Source organism: Xanthomonas sp. BRIP62415, from assembly GCF_003993515.1.
GTDB classification, from domain to species: domain Bacteria; phylum Pseudomonadota; class Gammaproteobacteria; order Xanthomonadales; family Xanthomonadaceae; genus Xanthomonas; species Xanthomonas euroxanthea.
The window spans coordinates 459451-473686 of record NZ_QEZH01000023.1 but is presented as its reverse complement, the minus strand read 5'-3'; the positions used below and the strand labels follow the sequence as shown (position 1 = coordinate 473686).

Annotated in this window: 15 protein-coding genes, 1 other RNA gene and 1 pseudogene; 9 read left to right on the top strand and 8 right to left on the bottom strand. The window is 69.1% G+C overall.

What is annotated here, in order from left to right:
• The first annotated feature begins 84 nt into the window (after positions 1–84).
• Entirely contained in the window at positions 85–501 is a 417-nt protein-coding gene (locus tag EO141_RS09740) for a MerC domain-containing protein (RefSeq protein ID WP_104581874.1), read from the top strand.
• A gap of 136 nt (positions 502–637) precedes the next feature.
• The gene (locus EO141_RS09735) at positions 638–820 is read left to right on the top strand and encodes a 30S ribosomal protein THX (RefSeq protein WP_016904806.1); all 183 of its coding nucleotides are present in this window, start codon (positions 638–640) and stop codon (positions 818–820) included.
• Between the two features lie 124 nt (positions 821–944).
• Here the strand turns inward: EO141_RS09735 and EO141_RS09730 are convergent.
• The 4 genes and pseudogenes from EO141_RS09730 to EO141_RS09715 form a co-directional block, all read right to left on the bottom strand.
• Positions 945–2240, bottom strand: a pseudogene (locus tag EO141_RS09730) (chloride channel protein); the annotation flags it as partial.
• Between the two features lie 42 nt (positions 2241–2282).
• On the bottom strand, positions 2283–3578 hold the full coding sequence (locus tag EO141_RS09725) for an ectonucleotide pyrophosphatase/phosphodiesterase (protein ID WP_127169074.1): 1296 nt from the start codon (positions 3576–3578) through the stop codon (positions 2283–2285).
• A 36-nt stretch (positions 3579–3614) separates the two neighbouring features.
• Positions 3615–4157 carry a methylated-DNA--[protein]-cysteine S-methyltransferase gene (locus EO141_RS09720; RefSeq protein ID WP_127169073.1) on the bottom strand — a complete coding sequence of 181 codons (543 nt, stop codon included), beginning with the start codon at positions 4155–4157 and terminating at the stop codon, positions 3615–3617.
• Entirely contained in the window at positions 4154–5617 is a 1464-nt protein-coding gene (locus EO141_RS09715; protein ID WP_127169072.1) for an AlkA N-terminal domain-containing protein, read from the bottom strand. Before EO141_RS09715 ends, EO141_RS09720 begins: the two co-directional genes overlap by 4 nt.
• Before the next feature lie 148 nt (positions 5618–5765).
• Between EO141_RS09715 and EO141_RS09710 the strand changes: the two genes are divergently transcribed.
• From EO141_RS09710 to ubiM, 6 genes are all read left to right on the top strand, one after another.
• The gene (locus EO141_RS09710) at positions 5766–6923 is read left to right on the top strand and encodes a hypothetical protein (RefSeq protein ID WP_241236645.1); all 1158 of its coding nucleotides are present in this window, start codon (positions 5766–5768) and stop codon (positions 6921–6923) included.
• Positions 6924–6986: 63 nt separating this feature from the next.
• On the top strand, positions 6987–7235 hold the full coding sequence (locus EO141_RS09705) for a hypothetical protein (RefSeq protein WP_104581880.1): 249 nt from the start codon (positions 6987–6989) through the stop codon (positions 7233–7235).
• Positions 7236–7386: 151 nt separating this feature from the next.
• Positions 7387–7899 carry a DUF4019 domain-containing protein gene (locus tag EO141_RS09700; RefSeq protein ID WP_119127920.1) on the top strand — a complete coding sequence of 171 codons (513 nt, stop codon included), beginning with the start codon at positions 7387–7389 and terminating at the stop codon, positions 7897–7899.
• A 25-nt stretch (positions 7900–7924) separates the two neighbouring features.
• Complete coding sequence (locus EO141_RS09695; protein WP_104581882.1) at positions 7925–8326, top strand: MAPEG family protein; 402 nt, start codon at positions 7925–7927, stop codon at positions 8324–8326.
• A 187-nt stretch (positions 8327–8513) separates the two neighbouring features.
• Positions 8514–8589: non-coding RNA, sX9 sRNA (locus tag EO141_RS09690), on the top strand.
• A 31-nt stretch (positions 8590–8620) separates the two neighbouring features.
• Positions 8621–9799 carry a 5-demethoxyubiquinol-8 5-hydroxylase UbiM gene (ubiM, locus tag EO141_RS09685; RefSeq protein WP_127169071.1) on the top strand — a complete coding sequence of 393 codons (1179 nt, stop codon included), beginning with the start codon at positions 8621–8623 and terminating at the stop codon, positions 9797–9799.
• A 221-nt stretch (positions 9800–10020) separates the two neighbouring features.
• Here the strand turns inward: ubiM and EO141_RS21350 are convergent, their stop codons facing one another.
• From EO141_RS21350 to EO141_RS09665, 4 genes are all read right to left on the bottom strand, one after another.
• Complete coding sequence (locus tag EO141_RS21350; RefSeq protein ID WP_164739141.1) at positions 10021–10341, bottom strand: hypothetical protein; 321 nt, start codon at positions 10339–10341, stop codon at positions 10021–10023.
• Positions 10338–10580 carry an RNA-binding S4 domain-containing protein gene (locus EO141_RS09675; protein ID WP_024939760.1) on the bottom strand — a complete coding sequence of 81 codons (243 nt, stop codon included), beginning with the start codon at positions 10578–10580 and terminating at the stop codon, positions 10338–10340. Before EO141_RS09675 ends, EO141_RS21350 begins: the two co-directional genes overlap by 4 nt.
• Positions 10581–10714: 134 nt before the next feature.
• Positions 10715–11362 (bottom strand): hypothetical protein, encoded by a 648-nt coding sequence (locus EO141_RS09670; RefSeq protein WP_127169070.1) that lies wholly within the window; start codon positions 11360–11362, stop codon positions 10715–10717.
• Between the two features lie 27 nt (positions 11363–11389).
• The gene (locus EO141_RS09665) at positions 11390–11890 is read right to left on the bottom strand and encodes an RNA polymerase sigma factor (RefSeq protein ID WP_127169069.1); all 501 of its coding nucleotides are present in this window, start codon (positions 11888–11890) and stop codon (positions 11390–11392) included.
• A 171-nt stretch (positions 11891–12061) separates the two neighbouring features.
• Here EO141_RS09665 and EO141_RS09660 point away from each other — a divergent pair, with 171 nt between their 5' ends.
• Entirely contained in the window at positions 12062–13987 is a 1926-nt protein-coding gene (locus EO141_RS09660) for a DEAD/DEAH box helicase (RefSeq protein WP_115677590.1), read from the top strand.
• Positions 13988–14236 lie beyond the last annotated feature (249 nt).

The following is a 14236-nucleotide window of genomic DNA, read 5'->3' as shown; positions in this document are numbered from 1 at the left end:
TCAGCTGCGCGATGCAGTGGTGCGGGCCTGGAACAAGGAAGATGTTATATTATTCCACATTGCCGCGAGCCCCTGCTGGAAGTCATGCCTCTACCGTCTCTTCGCCATGTGCTCGACCGCTTCGGTGCGACCGGTTCGCTGCTGTGCGCCGTGCATTGCGCGGTGCTGCCGCTGGTGCTGGCCCTGGCCCCGTCCCTGGGCCTGTCGTTCTGGCTGGGCGACGGGGTCGAACGAGCCATCGTGGTGTTCGTGACGCTGCTGGGCCTGTTCAGCCTGGTGCTGGGCTATCGCCGGCACAAGGCGCTGCATGCGCTGGCGCTGCTGCTGCCGGGCCTGTTGTTGCTGTGGGCCGGCCTGCTGTACGACCCGCTGCATCACGCGGTGCTGCCGCATGCCGTGGTGATGACGCTCGGCGGCGCGCTGGTCGGCATCGCCCACCTGGTCAATCTGCGTCTGAATCACGGGCACGCCCACGTCCACGACGCCAGCTGCGTCCACTAGCCCGGGCTGCGCGGGCAGGGGCCTACGTGGTAGGCTTGCCGGCCTTGCGCGAGGGCGCCGCCGGCGTAAACCTCGCCAGACCCGTGTTCAGCGCGGGGATTTTGTATTCAGTATTCACATTCAGGAGTCGACGAACATGGGTAAGGGTGACCGCAAGACCGCCAAGGGCAAGCGCTACAATTCCAGTTACGGCAATTCGCGTTCGCACGCGGTGAGCAAGGTCGTCGTGGGTGCAGCTGCCCCGGTTGCCAAGAAGGGCGTGGTCAAGGCGCCGGCCAAGAAGGCTGTCGCCAAGAAGACCGTTGCCAAGGCCGGCTGATCCCTAGCCCGCTTCGCGACACCAGAACGCGGCGCTTGCGCCGCGTTTTTTTATGTCCCGCATCGACGCCGCTGGTTTAGTGCGGCGCTGCCGCAGCCTGCGGTGGGCGTGTCGGCGTCGGTGCCAGCAGCTGTTCGGCCAGGCCGCGATAGATCGGCGTCCTGCACACCAGCCCGGACATGGCACGCGCAATCAGCACGGTGGCCAGGATCGGCAGCAGCATCTGGCTGGTGTCGGTCAGTTCCAGCGAGATCACCGCCGAGGTCAGTGGCGCCTGGGTCACGCCGGTCAGATACGCGCACATGCCCAGCAGCACGAAGGTGCGCGGGTCCACGCCCGGCATCAGCACCGACAGGTTGTGGCCGATGCCGGCACCCACCGCCAGCGCCGGCGAGAACAGCCCGCCCGGAATGCCGGCCAGGTACGAGACCAGGTTGGCCAGCAGCTTCATCAGCCCGAATTCGTGGCCGACCACCGCGTGGCCCTGCACCAGGCTGCGCGCCTGCTCGTAGCCGGTGCCGAACGCGCCCTGCCCGAACACCAGCGCCAGGCCAACCAGGGCCACGCCGCACAGCGCGGCCAGCAGCACCGGATGGCGCTGGCGCAGCGTTGCCAGCCAGCGTGGCTTGCCGCCAACGCTGGCCAGCACCAGGCGCGCGAAGATGCCGCCGAGCAGGCCGGCCACGCAGCCGCAGAGCGCGATCGCCAGCCAGGCCTGGCCCAGCGGCAAGGCCACCGCCACCTTGCCGAAGTAGGTGTAGTTGCCCAACAGGCCCAGCGACACCACGCCGCCGACGATCACCGCGGTCAGCAGGGTGCCGGAGAAGCGGTGTTCGAAGCGCCCGCTCAATTCCTCGATCGCAAACACCACCCCGGCCAGCGGCGTGTTGAACGCCGCGGCGATACCGGCAGCGCCGCCGGCCAGCAGGAAATGCGAGAGCTCGCGCGGATCATGGAACCCGAACCAGCGCCCGAACACATGCATCAGGCTGGCGCCGACATGCACGGTGGGGCCTTCGCGGCCGACCGAGGCGCCACCGAGCAGCGACAAGGTGGTCAGGGCAAGCTTGCCGATCGACACCCGCAGCGACAGATTGCTCTGGCGGAACGCCGCGTCGTCATGTTCCAGCGCCGCGATGACCTGCGGAATGCCGCTGCCACGCGTGGGCCGCATTGCACCGGAGGTGAGCCAGGCCAGCAGGGCGAAGATGCCCGGCGTCAGCAGCAGTGCCCACCAGATCGAATGCGCGGTGATGCGCTGGAACACCTGGAAGGCGGCGTCGCTGGCCTTGGCGAACACGATCGCCACCAGTGCCACTGCAATGGCGCCACCCCACAGTGCGGCGCGGCGACGCCAGCCTTCGCTGGACAACAACGGCCGCAGCCGAAGCCGGCGCGGCGAGGGATCAGGAGCAGACATGGCGCCATTGTCGCATCCGCGCAGCGCGGCCGCGACGCTCACTCAGCGCGTATCGGCCGGCGGCACGCGCAAGGCCGGCAGCAGCGTGGCGGGATCGCCATCGTTGGGCGCGGCAGGAATGCCCAGCAACCGTGTCATCAGCGCATACACATCGACGTTGTCGAACCCCGGCAAGCTCTTGCCCTGCGCCAGATCCGGGCCCTGCGCCAGGAACACCGCGCGCATCGACGGCAGTGCCGGATCGAAGCCGTGCGAGCCGCGCATCTGATCGCGCGGGCGCCTGGCCAGTTTGTCCGGGAACAGTGCATCCCAGCCTTCGTGCATCTGGCACACGATCGGCGGAATGCGCGGATGCGTGCCGTAGTGCCAGCGTGCGGGCAGCGCCGCCTTGCGCCAGCAGTCGTACTGCGCATGCGCGCCGAGCAGGCTAGCTTCTGCGCGGGCCTGCTGTCCCGGCAATGGCGCAAAGCCGATGACCTGCCCGTCGGTCACGGCGGTGGCGATATCTGGCCGCACCATGTCCTGCACGCTGATCGCCTGCCCGGGCGGCACCTCGGCCATGCCGTGGTCGGACACCACGACGATGTTGGTGCGCTCGCGCGTGCCGTCGCGCTGCATGCCGGCCAGCAGCCGGCCGATCGCGCCATCCACCGCACGCACGCTGTCGGCGTATTGGCGTGATTCCGGGCCGTGGTCGTGGCCGGCTTCGTCCACGTGTTCGAAATACAGCGTGACCAGGCGATTGCTGTCCGCGCCGGACGCGGCCAGCCACCCCAGCACCTCGTCCACGCGCGCGTCCAGGCTGGTGCCTTCTTCGTAGTGGCGCCACCGCGTGGGGCGCACACCGCCGATCGCCGCCTCGCTGCCGGGCCACGACCAGGTCGCGGCATGCAGGCCATGCGTTTCCGCGCCAACCCACAGCGGCTCGCCGCCCCACCAGCGCGCATCGCCGACCGCGTCCTGCTTGCTCAGCCAGAAGCTGCCCAGCGTCGCATCGCGCATGCTGTTGTGCACGATGCCGTGGTGATCCGGGCGCAGGCCGGTGACCAGCGTGTAGTGATTGGGAAAGGTCAGCGACGGGTACGACGGCGTCATCCAGCGCGCACGCACGCCGTCGTGCGCCAGCTGCGACAGATGCGGTGTGATGCCGCGATCGAGCATGTCCGCGCGCAGGCCGTCGATGGAGATCAGCAGCACGCTGTGCGGTAAATCGCTGTGCGGTGCGTTTGCCGACGCGGGCGCCGCCGGGGCGGGCTCTGGCGTACTGCGCGAAGGGGCGTGGGAACTACAGGCCGCGAGCAGTGCGAGCGCGGCAAACACAAGACGTCGATCGATCATCGCGCCAGTTTACGGCCTGGCAATGACGTCGCGAAGTCAGCGCGTGCCGGCGGCGGATGCGGCGAACAGGTCGTCGGCCGCCGCGCTCCGGCGCGGTGACCAGCCCTCCAGCTGCAACAGTGCCTGCTTGGTCGGCAGGCCGCCGCCGAAGCCGGTCAGCGCACCATTGGCGCCGATCACGCGATGGCAGGGCAGCACGATCGGGAGTGGATTGCGTCCATTGGCGGCACCGACTGCGCGGCTGGCAGCGGGGCGTCCCACCGCGTGCGCGAGTTGCGCATAGCTCCAGGTCTGCCCGAACGGAATCTGCGCCAGCGTGTGCCAGACCTGCAGCTGGAACGGCGTGCCGGTCGGTGCCAACGGCAGGTCGAAGCTGCGCCGCCCGCCATGCAGGTAATCGAGCAATTGCTCGCGCGCCTCGCGCACCAGCGGCGCATCCGGGGCATGCTGCCAGCGCGCGCGGCCGATCGCGTCGTAGCGGTTCTGCGCGAACAGGATGTGGTGCACGCCGGCAGCATCGGCGGCCACGCTGAGTGCGCCGATCGGCGAGGGAAAGGTGTCGTACTGCAGTGTGCTCATGAACGGGGGTCCTTGCGATCGACAGCGAGATGCCAAAGGTGCAACACGGCGTAGGCGCGCCAGGGTCGCCAGGCCTGCGAGCGCGCTTCGGTGGCACGCTCGCTCAGGCGCTCGGGGGTGCCGAGCACCTGCTGCAGGATCAGGTCGCCGGCCGGAAACGCATCCGGATGCGAGAGCGCACGCATGGCGATGTAGTGCGCAGTCCACGACCCGATGCCGGGCAAGGCCGTGCAGGCGGCGACGAACTCGGGCAGGCGCTGGCCGGCGCCGAAATGCAGCCGCCCTTGCGCACACGCCGAGGCCAGCGCACGCAACGTGGCGGCGCGTGCACGCGGCAGGCCGAGCTGTTCCAGCGGCGCTTCGGCCAGCTGTGCCGGAGTCGGAAAGATGCGGTCCAGGCCGGGCGGCATCTCCACATGATGGCCGCCATGCCGATCGACCAGCCGCGCCGCCAGCGTCGCCGCGCCGGCCACGCTGATCTGCTGGCCCAGCACGGCGCGCACGGCCACTTCGAAGCCGTCCCAGCCACCCGGTACGCGCAGGCCGGGGCGGCGCGCGATCGCCTCGGCCAGCAGCGGCTCGGCCGCCAGCGTGGCGTGCACCGCCTGCAGGTCTGCATCCAGATCGAACAGCCGGCGCACCCGCCGCACGATCTGCGGGATCTGGCGCGGGTCGGTCGCGCCGATCCGCAGCAGCAACTCCGCACGCTGCGGCGCCGCGCTGACCTCGATCAGCGTCGCGTTGCCCGGTGTGCCGATCACGCGCCGGTAGCCGCTGGCGTCGACCTGCTCGATACCGGGAATCGCGCGGCGCTGCAGAAACGCCAGCATTGCCGGCAGGTCCAGCGGCGGGCGATAGCCCAGGCGCAGGGTCAACGCACCACCCGGAACCTCGGCACGCTGCTTGCGCAGCGCCGATGGCGGCATCCCGCAGCCTTCCAGGAAGGCTGCATTGAAGCGACGCAGGCTGTTGAACCCGGCCGCCAGTGCGACCTCGGTCACCGGCAATGCGGTCTCGGTCAGCAGCTGCTTGGCCAGCAGCAGCCGGCGCGTGCCGTGCACCTGGATCGGGGTGGCACCGAGCTGCTGCACGAACTGCCGCTGCAGCTGGCGCGCGCTCAGGCCCACCGCATCGGCCAGGGTCTGCACCGGCTGCTCCTGCAGGGCGCCGTCGGCAATCATCGCCAATGCGCGTTGCACACTCTCTTCGCCCAGGTACTGCTGCGCCTGCGGCGACAGCTCGGGGCGGCAGCGCAGGCACGGCCGGTAGCCGGCGGCACTGGCTGCCGCCGCGCTGGGGTAATAGCTGATGTTGCCCGGCTTGGGCGGCGGTGCCGGGCACACCGGGCGGCAGTAGATGCCGGTGCTGCGCACCGCGGTGAAGAACAGCCCGTCAAAGCGCGCATCGCGCGCCAGGCGGGCGCGGTCGCATTGGAGTCGGTCGGGTGTGGCGGTCTGCATGGCGCCAGTCTATGCGCTCACTCCAGCTGCGGCTGGCCGTTTTCGGACAGGGTTGCACCGCGCCTGTGTGTTCATGGCAGGGTCAAACGGTGGGCCCGTTCAGCCATAGACTGAGGGTGATCTCCGTCGCGGTCTGTTGCCTGACATCATGCTGAAACTGCTCTGCCTGTCCCTTTCCTGCCTGCTGGCGCTGGTGGCCTGTGACCGCACCGGTACCTCGGCCGATGCCGCCGCCACGCAACAGGGCGGCGCGGGGCAGGGCGATGGCGACCACATGGTGTCGGTGGACACGCCCGAGCCGGCAGCGCCGCCGCCGCGGCCACGCGCGCAGGCGGGCGAGGCCGGCTGGCCGCAGGCGGAGCTGGACGCGGGCAAGGCCTGGATCAGTTGCGCCACCGATTACAGCAGCGACGCCGGCGACGGCACGCTGCTGCCGGCGCTGGACCGCGCCAGCGTGGAGGCGGCGCTGGCGCCATGCCGCGATACCGGCCTGCTGCGGGTGCGCTATGCCGGCAAGATCAACGCCGGCTTCGCAGCCTTGGTGTGGCGGCTGGCCACGGTGGCCGGGCAATTGCAGTTGCCGCATCGCATCCTGGACCTGGATTCCAGCGGCGGGCAGGTGGAAGCGGCGATCCGCGCCGGCGACGTGATCGGCGAATCCAACTGGACCATCTGGGTGCGCGAAGGCTCGATCTGCCACAGCGCCTGCGTGTTCGTGCTGGCCGCCGGCGACAACCGGCTGGTGGCCGGCAAGGTCGGCATCCACCGCATGATGCGGATCAGTTCCAAGGCCACCTCGCGCGCGGAACTCAACCGCGAATTGCGCGAGGTCTACGGCAACGTCAAGGATTATCTGGAGCGCAACGGCGTGGCGGTGGCGGTGGCCGACCTGATGATGACCGTGCCCAATCGCAGCCTGCGCCTGCTGACGATGGACGAGCTGCGCGAGTACGGGCTGGATGGCACCAACGCGGTGCAGGACGATCTGGAGCGCATCCGCCAGATGCGCAAGTGCGGCGACGCCTTCGTGCGCCGCAAGGACGCGTTCCTGGTCGCCTTCGATCACAAGTGCAAGGGCGAGGGCGCCGATCTGGAGGCGGTCAACGCCTGCGGCCTGGCCTTGAAGCAGCGCTTCGGGTTTCCCGATGCGGCCTGCCCGGAAGAAAGCCCGCTGGCCGAAACCGATGCCGCCGCGCTGCCGGCAACCGCCGCACCGGACGCCGCGCCAACCGCCGCGCCAACCGAGGCACCGGACGCGGCGGCCGCCGCCGAGCCTGCGCCGGGGCCCGCCCAGGGCGACGGCTGAGCTTCACGCGCACCGCACTGCCGGCTGCCTATGGTCGCGGCATATCACGGAGCCGGGGGCGCCATGCTCGGAAAGACAAAAGGTGTTGCGCTGGCGTATCTGCCATCGGCGTTGCTGGTGCTGGCCGGATTCGGCGTGGCCGAGCTCCTGCAGGTGATTGCTGCGGCCAGCCGGGTGCAGTGGCCGGCCACGCTGGCAGTGTGGCTGAGCCTGGTGGCGCTGATCGCGGCCATCGCCCGCGCGCTGTGGATCAGCTGGCGGCTATGGCGGCCGCGCGGCGTCGCGGCGGTTCCGCCCGGCGGTGAAGTCTGATGTGGTCAGGGCCGGCGCGGATTGCCCGCACCCGGCTCCTGCGATCGTCGCGCACTCACCGCTGCAGGCAGCGCAGGTCTTAAACTGCCGCACCCGCCACGCGCCCGCGTCGGCTCTCATTCGTTCGCTCCGTACAAGGTCAATCTGCCCCATGTTCCGTCCTCGTCTGCTTGCCGCACTGCTGTTGGCTCCCTCGCTGGTCCTGGCCCAACAGCCGCAGACCGCTGCACGTCCGGCTGCCGCTGCGTCGACGGCGGCGCCCGCGGTCAACCCGGCGCAGCAGGCGCAGCTGGTCAAACAGAACACCGAGATGACCCAGGCGGCATTGCGGGTGGCGCAGATGGTCGATGCCAACCAGGTGGCCTCGCTATGGGATGGCGCCTCCAGCGTCGCCAAGACCGCGGTCAAGCGCGATGCCTTCGTGAGCCAGATCGGTGCCGAACGTGCGCGCCTGGGGGCGGTGGTCGGACGCGGGCAGGGCTCGGTGACGCGGGTCAAATACGCCGCCGGCGCGCAGGTGCCCGAAGGCCTGTACGTCAACGTCAGCTTCCCGACCCGCTTTGCCAAGGCCCAGCAGCCGGTGCGCGAGCTGGTGTCGTTCCGCCTGGACGAGGACAAGACCTGGCGGCTCGCCGGGTACAGCCTGCGCGCGTCGATCAAGTGATCTTGCAGCGCATCGGGAGACCCGCGTGGAACTGACCATCGAACTACAGATGCTGGGCTGGGCCATGGTGCTCGGTCTGGTGCAACTGCTGGCCGCCTCGGCCAGCATGACCGCCCAGCGCGGGACCAAGTGGAATGCCAGCGCCCGCGATGGCGATGCCAAGCCGTTGACCGGCATTGCGGCGCGGCTGGATCGCGCCTTCCGCAACTATCTGGAGACCTTCCCGATCTTCGCGGCCGCTGTCCTGGCAGTGAGCGTTGCCGGCCGTACCAGTGCAGACACCGCACTGGGCGTGCAGTTGTACCTGTGGGCGCGCGTGGCTTACGTGCCGGCGTATGCGGCGGGGATTCCCTACCTGCGCAGCGCAATCTGGGTGGTGTCGTTCTGGGGCATCGTCAAACTGGTGCGGGCGTTGCTGGGCTGGTGACGCAGGCCGGGCTGCGTGCGCGCAGCCGGTGGCACAGTGACCGAGAAAACGCAGCGATAAGTCGCGCGCCCGCGACTGTTCGGTTGCTGCTTGATCCTGATCAAGTCCGGCCAGCACCACTGCCGTAAACTGAGAGCCGCTACCAAGACGGCTGCGCCCACCGCCAGGCGTGCGTGCTCGATGCTGCATGTGCCACGCGTACATGCCGATTGCGCTGAACCGACCGCATCCACCTGACCACGGCACGCAAGGTCTTGTTAGCTCCTCTGGGTCTCGGTGGTAAAGGAGCGCGGCATGCAATCGGTGGATATCGCAGTCATTGGTGCCGGGCCGGTTGGCCTGAGTTTTGCGCGGTCGTTGGCCGGCAGTGGCCTGTCGGTGATGCTGGTCGACCAGCAGCCGCGCGCGCAGCTGGCCGAGCCGGCCTTCGACGGGCGCGAGATCGCGCTGACCCACGCCTCGCGTGCACTGCTGGAGCAACTGGGCATCTGGCAGCAATTTCCCGCCGATGCGATCTCGCCGCTGCGCGACGCACGCGTCATGGACGGGCATTCGCACTTCGCGCTGACTTTCGCTGCCTCGGCGCGTGGTGCCGGCGATCTGGGCTGGCTGGTGCCCAATCATCTGATCCGTCGCGCGGCTTGGCAGGCGGTGCAGGCGCAAGCCGGGTTGGAGATGCGCTGCTCTTGCACGCTGCAGGCCGTGCAGCAGGAGCGCGGCCGCGTGGTGCTGCAGTTGTCCGATGGGGAAACGGTGTCGGCGCGCCTGCTGGTGGCGGCCGACAGCCGGTTTTCCACTACACGGCGCCTGCTCGGCATCGGCGCGCAGCTGCGTGATTTCGGCAAGACCATGCTGGTGTGCCGGATGCGCCATGCGCTGCCGCACCGGCATGCCGCCTGGGAGTGGTTTGGCTACGGCAAGACGCTGGCGTTGCTGCCGCTGCAGGGCAACCGCGCTGGCGCGGTGCTGACCCTGCCGCCGCGACAGGTGGAGGCCTTGCTGGCGATGGAGGCGGCGGACTTCAGTGCGGCAGTGACCGAGGCGTTCGAGCATCGGCTCGGGCCGATGCAGCAGGACGGCAGCCGGCATGCCTATCCGCTGGTGGCCGCCTATGCACAACGCTTTATCGCCGAGCGTGCCGCGTTGATCGGCGATGCGGCGGTGGGCATGCACCCGGTCACCGCGCACGGCTTCAATTTTGGATTGCAGAGCCAGGCGCGCCTGGCCGAGCGTGTGCGTGCCGCTGCTGCAGCCGGGCGCGACATCGGGGCTGCGGCCTTGCTGCAGGGGTACGAGCGGGCGCACCGGCTGGCGACGCGGCCGCTGTATGAAGCGACCAATGCGCTGGCCGCGCTGTACACCGACGACCGTGCGCCGGCCCGCCTGCTGCGACGTGGTGCCTTGCGTGCGGCGCATGCGGTGGCGCCGTTCAAGCAGGCGATTGCGGCGCATCTGACCCAGCGCAGCGTCTGAGGTATCGACGTGGGAGCGGGGAGGCGCAGTGCGTGCAGCGCTGCACTGTGGTCCTCATGCGCAGTGGCCTGCAACGGTGTTCGACGCGCGGGCGGGCAATGCGGTCATCCGCTCGCTTGCAGGTGTTCTTGTGGCAATCGGGCGGGCTCGGTCAGCTCGGCTGTCATCAGTGCTGTCATCAGGCGCGCCGCAGTCAGGACGCGGCCATCAGGACGCAGCCATCAGGCCGGCGCATCGACCCGCGCAAGAATCGCATCGATCGCGGTGCGCGCATCGCCGCTGCGCAAGGCGTCTTCCAGCAGTGGAATCACCCAGGCGCAGCCGGCCTTGGTCACGTCTGCGCGCCAGCCGCCGGGCCAGCCTTCCAGTTCGTGCAAGGCCAGCATGCTGCAACCGCCGCGCTCGGCGTGACCGCCACGGATCGACTGCTCGAACCAGAACGGCGTGTCCGACTCGACGTCGATCGAAAAGATGTAGACATCGTGGTCCGGATCGTCCGCCGAGGGCGCGTTGTTGCGCCAGCCGACCTGCACCACGCTCATTCTGCCGGCTCCGCATCGGGGTCCAGCGCCAGCACGCGGATCTCCACATCGTCCAGTTGCACGCACTGGCCGGGGCGGATCTTGGCGGTCTTGCGCAGTTCCTGCACGCCATCGACGCTGACCGCGCCGCTGGCGACGATCGCCTTGCCCTGGCCACCGCTGTCGGCAATACCGGCCAGCTTGAGCAGCTGGTTGAGTTCGATGTACTCGCCGTCCAGGTCGAATTCCAGAAATTGCATGGTGCGCTCGGTGACAGGAAGACGGCGATTATCCGCTTGTCGCAGCCGGCAACACCACCGTGCCGAACGCAGCCCCGGCAGGTGGAGTCGGTGCAGCAGCGCTACGCCGGCGTAGCGGTGCGGCGTCGGCAAGCTTATTCGCATCGAAAGCGTGCAATCTCGTCCAGCATGCTTTCGGCGCGCACGATGTCGGGCCCGGCATGCGCGTTGTCGATGCGCTCCAGCCACGGATGGCGGCTGCGCTGCAGCCGTCGATAGCCAAGCCAGGTGCCGATGCCGCCGAGCACGCCCACCAGCAGATTGAGCAGCAGCCAGTCGTGCGGCAGGGTCAGGCCGGTCAGTGCGCGCCAGCCGGCGTCCGCCACGGCCACCCACAGCACCCAGAACGCCACGCCCAGCCACGGGGCCACCCGCGTGCGCCAGCGCCGCAACTGCGCGAGCGCGCGCTGCGTCGGCAGCAGCGGTCCGGCAAAGTCCAGTTGCGCCAGCAGCTGCAGCTGCCGTAGTGCGGAGATCGCCAGCGCAATGCTCCACAGCTGCAGCAGCACGCCGCCGATGATCGCCGCAACCTGATCGGTATGGGCAAGCCAGCTGCGCGCGATCACGATGGGCAGCGCCACGGCGCACAGCAATTGCGCGGACTGGCTCAGCCACAGCGGGCGCAGGCTGGTGCGCGCCGCATGGCCACGCACCTGGCCGAGGATGTGACCGATCTGCGTGCCGTGCTGATCCAGGCGGTGTTCCAGCGCGTGCCAGGCGCGTTGCATGTCGTCGAGTTCCATCGAATGTTCCTTGGGCGAAGTGGATGGTCAGAGTTCGGCGCGGATGCGCGCCTTGAGGCGGCTGAGTTTCGTGGCGACATTGGTCTCGCTGATGCCGAGCACCTCGCCGATCTCGCGGTAGCTGTGCGCGTCCAGGTACAGCAGCATCAAGGCGCGCTCCAGCGGCGGCAGGTGGGCGATGAAGCCGTGGAGCGCGGTGACCTGCTGCGCGTGTGCCGGGTCGCGCGCCAGCGGATCGGCGACGCTGTCGGCCACCGCCTCCAGCGGGAGCGGTTCCTGCGGCGCGCGGCTGCGACCGCGCAGATCGCTGATCGCCACGTTCAAGGCAATGCGATACATCCAGGTGGAAAAGCGCCGGCCGGCGTCATAGCCGGGGAACGCGCGCCATAACTGCACGGTGATGTCTTGCGCCAGCTCGGCGCGGTCGTCCGGGTTCCAGCAATAGCTGGCCGCGACCTTCAGGACGATGCCGCGGTGCTGCTGCAGCAGAGCGTTGAAGCGGGTGTGCAGGTCTGTTTCCAGGGACATGGCTCCGGCCGGGTGGGGGAATGACAAGGGTCGAGGAGATGATTCGCCGCAGCGGGCGAATCCTCACAAGCTGAACGGACTGTCACGGAAATTTCGACAGCGGGGGGCTGAGGGCGCACACTATGCTGCTTTGCGCCTGCCGGCTCCGTGCGGCGCCTCCGGAGTTACCCAATGACCCAAGAATCTCCCGCGCCGCTGCTGTTTGCAGACCTCGGCCTCTCAGACGCTGTGATGAAGGCGGTTGCCGCCGTCGGCTACGAGTCGCCGTCGCCGATCCAGGCCGCCACCATTCCTGCGCTGCTGGCCGGCCGCGACGTGCTCGGCCAGGCGCAGACCGGCACCGGCAAGACCGCCGCGTTCGCGCTGCCGGTGCTGTCCAACGCCGACCTCAACCAGCTCAAGCCGCAGGCGCTGGTGCTGGCCCCGACCCGCGAGCTGGCCATCCAGGTCGCCGAGGCGTTCCAGAAATATGCCGAAGCCATTCCCGGCTTCCGCGTGCTGCCGGTCTACGGCGGCCAGCCCTACGCGCAGCAGCTGAGCGCGCTCAAGCGCGGCGTGCATGTGGTGGTCGGCACTCCAGGCCGGGTGATCGATCACCTGGATCGCGGCACGCTGGACCTGTCCCAGCTCAAGACGCTGGTGCTGGACGAAGCCGACGAAATGCTGCGCATGGGCTTCATCGACGACGTCGAAGCGGTGCTGAAGAAGTTGCCGGAGAAACGCCAGGTGGCGCTGTTCTCGGCAACCATGCCGCCGGCGATCCGCCGCATCGCGCAGACCTATCTGAAAGACCCCGCCGAAGTCACCATCGCGGCCAAGACCACCACCTCGGCCAATATCCGCCAGCGCTACTGGTGGGTGAGCGGCCTGCACAAGCTGGACGCGCTGACCCGCATCCTGGAGGTCGAGCCGTTCGACGGCATGATCATCTTCGCCCGCACCAAGGCCGCCACCGAAGAGCTGGCGCAGAAGCTGCAGGCACGTGGCATGGCCGCGGCGGCCATCAATGGCGACATGCAGCAGGCCGCCCGCGAGAAGACCATCGCCCAGCTCAAGGACGGCAAGCTCGACATCCTGGTCGCCACCGACGTGGCCGCGCGCGGCCTGGACGTGGAGCGCGTCAGCCATGTGCTGAACTACGACATCCCGTACGACACCGAAAGCTACGTGCACCGCATCGGCCGTACCGGCCGTGCCGGCCGCAACGGCGACGCGATCCTGTTCGTCACCCCGCGCGAGAAGGGCATGCTGCGTTCGATCGAGCGCGCCACCCGCCAGCCGATCGAAGAGATGCAGCTGCCGAGCGTGGATGCGGTCAACGACACCCGCGTCGCACGGTTCATGACCCGCATCACCGAGACCCTGGCCGGCGGCCAGATCGAGATGTATCGCGATCTGCTGCAGCGCTACGAGAGCGAGAACAACGTGCCGGCGATCGATATCGCCGCGGCGATGGCCAAGCTGCTGCAGGGCGATGCGCCGTTCCTGCTGACCCCGCCGGTGCGTGGCGCACGCGAGGAATTTGCCCCGCGCGAGCGCAATGATCGCGGCGACCGTGGCGAGCGTCCGCGCTTCGAGCCGAAGTTCGAGCGTGGCCCGCGTGCCGATGGCGAGCGCGCGGCACGCCCGCCGCGTGCGGAACGTCCGGCCTTCGCCGATGATGGCGCCGGTGCCGAGCGTCCGCGTCGCGACCCGGTTGCCCCGCGTGGCGAGCCGGAGTTCGGCATGGAGAGCTACCGCATCGAAGTGGGCCACACCCACGGCGTGAAGCCGGCCAATATCGTCGGCGCGATCGCCAACGAAGCCGGCCTGGAAAGCCGCTACATCGGCCGTATCGACATCCAGGACGACTATTCGATCCTGGACCTGCCGGCCGACATGCCGCGCGAGCTGCTGACGCACCTGAAGAAGGTCTGGGTGTCCGGCCAGCAGCTCAACATGCGCAAGCTGGAAGACGGCGAGGCGGCTGCAGCGCCGTCCAGGCCGCGCTTCCCGCGCGGCGGCAAGCCGTCCGGCCGCCCGAATGGCCCGAACCGTCCGATGGACCGTGCCGGCGCGCCGCATCGCAAGGGCCCGCCCAAGCCCCGCGGCGAGTAAGCGCCGCTGAGGACCCGGCAGCGTTCGGCGGTCCTGCCGTCGCTGCGGGGCGCCGTGGTCGTTATGTTGGTTGATGCATATCGGACTGCAGGCGTCACGCGCTGACGTCTCGGGGATTGCCGGCAGCGTCCTGCCGGCCAGGCGAAGTGCCTGCGTCGACCGTGGTCAAGCAGGCGCTGCCATACAGACTGCGCCATTGCGGCCGCTACTGCCTTCAGGCGCCCACTGGGCGCCTGAATCGCATGGGGC